Consider the following 4,400-nt stretch of genomic DNA (forward strand, 5'->3'; position numbering starts at 1 on the left):
TTGCCCGGCATCAGCGGGTGCAGGGCACGCCATGCCAGTTTACCGTGACCGATTTCACGACGGCCCGGCGAGCCCATACGGCCAGCTTCACCAACCGAATAGGGCGGGAAGTTGTAATGCAGCATGAAGCTTTCACGGTATTCACCGTCCAGCGCGTCAACGATCTGCTCGTCCTGACCGGTACCAAGGGTAACAACAGCCAGTGCCTGGGTTTCACCGCGGGTGAAGATCGAGGAGCCGTGCGAACGCGGCAGAACCGAAACTTCGCCCATGATCGGACGAACGTCGGCACCGGTACGACCATCGATACGCTTGCCGGTTTTCAGGATCGCACCGCGAACGATGTCTTTTTCCAGATCCTTGATGATCGAGGAAACTTTGCCTTTAAGCGCATCGGGAACTTCATCACCAAGTTTCTCGACGATGTCTGCCTTGGCAGCAGAAACAGCAGCCGAACGCTCCTGTTTGACAACATGTGCATAAGCAGCGGTCAGGCTTTCGGTGCCCAGCGCAGCAACTTTTTCGACCAGTGCGTCGTAACCTTCCGGAAGTTCTGCAACGTCACGCGGCTCTTTGGCTGCTTCTTCGGCCAGATCAATGATCAGGTCGAGAACGCCCTGGAACTGTTCGTGACCGAACTTCACGGCGCCAAGCATGATGTCTTCGGACAGCTCGGATGCTTCGGATTCAACCATCATCACGCCATCGCGGGTACCGGCAACAACCAGATCCAGATCGCTTTCCTTGACCGCTTCGGTCGACGGGTTGAGCAGGTATTCACCATCCTTGTAACCAACGCGGGCAGCACCAATCGGGCCAAGGAACGGCAGACCGGAAATGGTCAGGGCCGCCGAGGTACCGATCATGGCAACCACGTCCGGATCGTTTTCCATGTCGTGCGACAGAACGGTACAAACGATCTGGGTGTCGTTGCGGTACTGCGGGTGGAACAACGGACGGATCGGACGGTCGATCAGACGCGAAACAAGGGTTTCTTTTTCAGACGGGCGGCCTTCACGTTTGAAGAAGCCACCCGGGATTTTGCCAGCGGCAAATGCTTTTTCCTGGTAGTTAACCGTCAGCGGGAAAAAGTCGACATCCGGGCGCGGCTGTTTGGCGCCAACAGCAGTACACAGGACAACGGTTTCACCGTAGGTAACCTTGACGGCACCATCTGCCTGACGGGCGATTTTACCGGTTTCGAGAACCAGTTTGGCATTGCCCCACTGCATTTCCTTACGGACGACATTAAACATTATTTTCTCTTCCTCTTACAAACCTCTGGCGGACCCGAAAGTGTACACGAGTTCCGAACACATTACTCATGAGGCTTACATGACAGCGCCATGAGTAATGGGTCCGGCGTAAGCATCGGGTCGGCCCATCCGACCCTGCTTCTCGTGTTCCGATCCGCCGGAACAATAAAAAAAACGACGGCGGAGGTCACCCTCCGCCGCAGTTCGATATCAGCGGCGAATACCGAGGCGTTCAATGACGCTCTCGTAACGCGACTGGTCTTTGCGCTGCAGGTACTTCAGCAGACGACGACGCTGACCAACCATCATGAGAAGACCACGACGGCTGTGGAAGTCGTGGTTATGTTCTTTCATGTGCTCGGTGAGGTTCTTGATCCGTTCAGTCAGGATAGCAACCTGGACTTCGGGGGAACCGGTGTCACCGTCTTTCTGACCGTATTCTTTGATCAGCTCAGCTTTGCGTTCAGCAGTAATCGACATCAGGCATCCTTTCGCCTTTAGAGATTAAAAACACGCACAGGTCGAATTTCGCCACCAGTGATCTCAGCCAACGCAACAGCGCGGTCATGGAGCATGGCACAGACGATTTCGTCCTGCACGACGGGGTTTTCAAGGGCATTGCGCTTTGCCACCGGCAACAGCCCGACAGGCTGGCCAGAGGAAAGGCGTTGCGCCTCGACTTCGGTCAGGGCCAGCGCCGGGATGTCGTCCAGCGCGGTCTCAACCGGAAGCAGTTTCTTCATCACCTCGTCCGGGTCCATATCCAGCAGTTCCTGCAGGGGAATGGCGTTCCCTTCCGAAAACGGCCCCGCCGAAGTCCGGCGAAGCGCGGCGATATAGCCGACGGTGCCTAGGCGCAGCGCGATATCGCGCGCCAAAGATCGCATATACGCGCCCTTGCCTGACACAACGTCAAACACGGCGTGATCGCGATCTGGCATGTCGACCAGTCGAAGATCCTTGATCAGAATCGGACGTGGCTGCAACACCACATCTTCATCGCGGCGCGCAAGGTCATAGGCACGCTTGCCATTGACCTTGATCGCCGAAAACTTTGGCGGCACCTGCTGGATTTCACCGATGAATTCACCCAGCACAGCCTTGATTTCGTCTTCAGTCGGACGATGGTCGGAGGTTTCAATAACCTCGCCTTCGGCATCGTCCGTACTGCGCGCTTCGCCGAATTTCAACGTCACGCGATAACTTTTGCTGCCATCCATGACATAAGCAACCGTTTTGGTTGCTTCGCCAAAGGCAATTGGCAGAACGCCAGACGCCAGCGGGTCAAGTGTCCCGCCATGTCCGGCCTTGTTGGCATCAAGCAGACGGCGCACCTGATTGACCACGGTTGATGACGTGATCTCCAGGGGCTTGTCCACCGCCAGCCAGCCATTAATGCTTTTACCGCGACGGCGACGCGCCATCAGTCGTCCTCATCTTCCGGGTCGCCCGACCGGTCATCCACAAGATCCTGCGCAACATGCGGGTCGCGCAGCAGGGCACCAATATGGTCAGCGACATCAAAACTCTTGTCTTCGACAAATCGCAATGCAGGCACATATTTCATGTGCACCGTGTTGGCCACATGACTGCGCAGGTGACCTTTCTGACGCATCAACGCCTTCATCGACGTTTCTGCCTCTCCGCCGCCAAGCGGGGTGAAAGATACCATGGCATTGCGCATATCCGGTGAAAGATTGACACCCGTAATGGTTACGGGGCGCCGTGTCAGATCCGGATCGTAAATGTCTCCACGCTCCAATGCCTGCGACAGCGCCTGGCGGATTTCTTCCGCCACGCGGAGCTGTCGCTGACTTGGTGCTTTGGCTGGTTGCTTCGCCATTTCAGTTCCTCACCGTCTTACAGTTCGACGGCAATTTCCTCGTTCTCGAAGCACTCGATCACATCGCCCGACTGGATATCGTTATATTTGGCGAACGACATGCCGCATTCATAGCCCTCGCGGACTTCCTTGACTTCGTCCTTGAAGCGACGGAGCGTCGAAAGTTCGCCAGAGTGAATGACAACGTTGTCGCGCAGCAGGCGGACGCCTGCGCCACGTTTGACGATACCCTCGGTGACCATGCAACCGGCGATCTTGTTGCCGGAAATCGTAAAGACGTCGCGGATTTCCGCATAGCCCAGGAACTTCTCGCGAACTTCCGGAGACAGCATACCCGACAGCATCTTTTTGATGTCATCTGCAACATCGTAAATGATCGAATAGTAACGAATATCAACGTTGTCACGGCGCGACTGTTCACGGGCCTGCTGGTTTGCACGCACGTTAAAGCCAATGATCAGTGCATTGGATGCACGCGCCAGTGTGACGTCGGATTCGTTGATACCACCAACACCGCTATGCAGAACGCGGACCGAGACTTCCTCGTTACCAAGTTTCTGCAAGGTGCCGATAAGTGCTTCGACAGAACCCTGCACGTCACCCTTGATGACGATCGGCAGTTCTTTGAGGTCACCGCTCTGCGAGAACATGTTCTCGAGTGCTGATTTCTTCATTGCAGCGGCCTGGGTTTCACGAATACGGCGCTGACGGAAGTCAGAAACTTCACGTGCCTTGGCTTCGTTTTCAACAACCACAAAGTCATCACCGGCAGACGGTACACCGTTCAGACCGTTCACCTCGACCGGCATACCCGGAATGGCTTCTGCAACACGATTGCCGTGATCATCGATCAGGGCACGGACACGACCCCATTCCGGACCCGTGACAAAGATGTCACCGGTACGCAGGGTGCCGCGCTGGACCAGAACGGTCGCAACCGGACCGCGGCCTTTTTCCATACGGGCTTCAACAACAACCCCATCGGCAACGCGTTCCGGGTTGGCTTTAAGGTCAAGGACCTCGGACTGCAGCAGAATGGCTTCTTCAAGTTCGGTGAGACCAGTGCGCTGTTTGGCCGATACTTCGACGGCCTGGACATCACCACCCATTTCCTCGACCACAACTTCGTGCTGAAGAAGTTCGGTTTTCACCTTGCTCGGATTTGCACCCGGCTTGTCGATTTTGTTGATGGCAACAATCATCGGAACGCCAGCCGCTTTCGCGTGGCTGATTGCCTCGATGGTCTGCGGCATGACCGAGTCATCGGCTGCAACAACCAGAACCACGATATCGGTAACTTT

General features: G+C 56.0%; 5 protein-coding genes. All 5 read right to left on the bottom strand.

Annotated elements, in window-relative coordinates; all coding sequences use genetic code 11:
* On the bottom strand, nt 1-1,256 hold a 1,256-nt coding region (pnp, locus tag B3Z49_RS19305; protein ID WP_296993812.1), incomplete at its 3' end, for a polyribonucleotide nucleotidyltransferase.
* A 210-nt stretch (nt 1,257-1,466) separates the two neighbouring features.
* Nucleotides 1,467-1,736 carry a 30S ribosomal protein S15 gene (rpsO, locus tag B3Z49_RS19310; protein ID WP_008888875.1) on the bottom strand — a complete coding sequence of 90 codons (270 nt, stop codon included), beginning with the start codon at nt 1,734-1,736 and terminating at the stop codon, nt 1,467-1,469.
* Between the two features lie 17 nt (nt 1,737-1,753).
* On the bottom strand, nt 1,754-2,680 hold the full coding sequence (gene truB, locus B3Z49_RS19315) for a tRNA pseudouridine(55) synthase TruB (RefSeq protein WP_064780279.1): 927 nt from the start codon (nt 2,678-2,680) through the stop codon (nt 1,754-1,756).
* The gene (gene rbfA, locus B3Z49_RS19320) at nt 2,680-3,099 is read right to left on the bottom strand and encodes a 30S ribosome-binding factor RbfA (protein WP_064780278.1); all 420 of its coding nucleotides are present in this window, start codon (nt 3,097-3,099) and stop codon (nt 2,680-2,682) included. Before rbfA ends, truB begins: the two co-directional genes overlap by 1 nt.
* 17 nt (nt 3,100-3,116) lie before the next feature.
* Nucleotides 3,117-4,400, bottom strand: a 1,284-nt coding sequence (infB, locus tag B3Z49_RS19325; RefSeq protein ID WP_296993819.1) for a translation initiation factor IF-2, incomplete at its 5' end; no start/stop codon positions are given.

The sequence above is a fragment of the Thalassospira sp. UBA1131 genome (assembly GCF_002311515.1).
Lineage (GTDB): Bacteria > Pseudomonadota > Alphaproteobacteria > Rhodospirillales > Thalassospiraceae > Thalassospira.

What these genes read in the sequence shown, in the direction of transcription:
- truB (WP_064780279.1), bottom strand. Translation starts at nt 2,680, where the DNA reads ATGGCGCGTCGCCGTCGCGGTAAAAGCATTAATGGCTGGCTGGCGGTG.
- rbfA (WP_064780278.1), bottom strand. Translation starts at nt 3,099, where the DNA reads ATGGCGAAGCAACCAGCCAAAGCACCAAGTCAGCGACAGCTCCGCGTG.
- rpsO (WP_008888875.1), bottom strand. Translation starts at nt 1,736, where the DNA reads ATGTCGATTACTGCTGAACGCAAAGCTGAGCTGATCAAAGAATACGGT.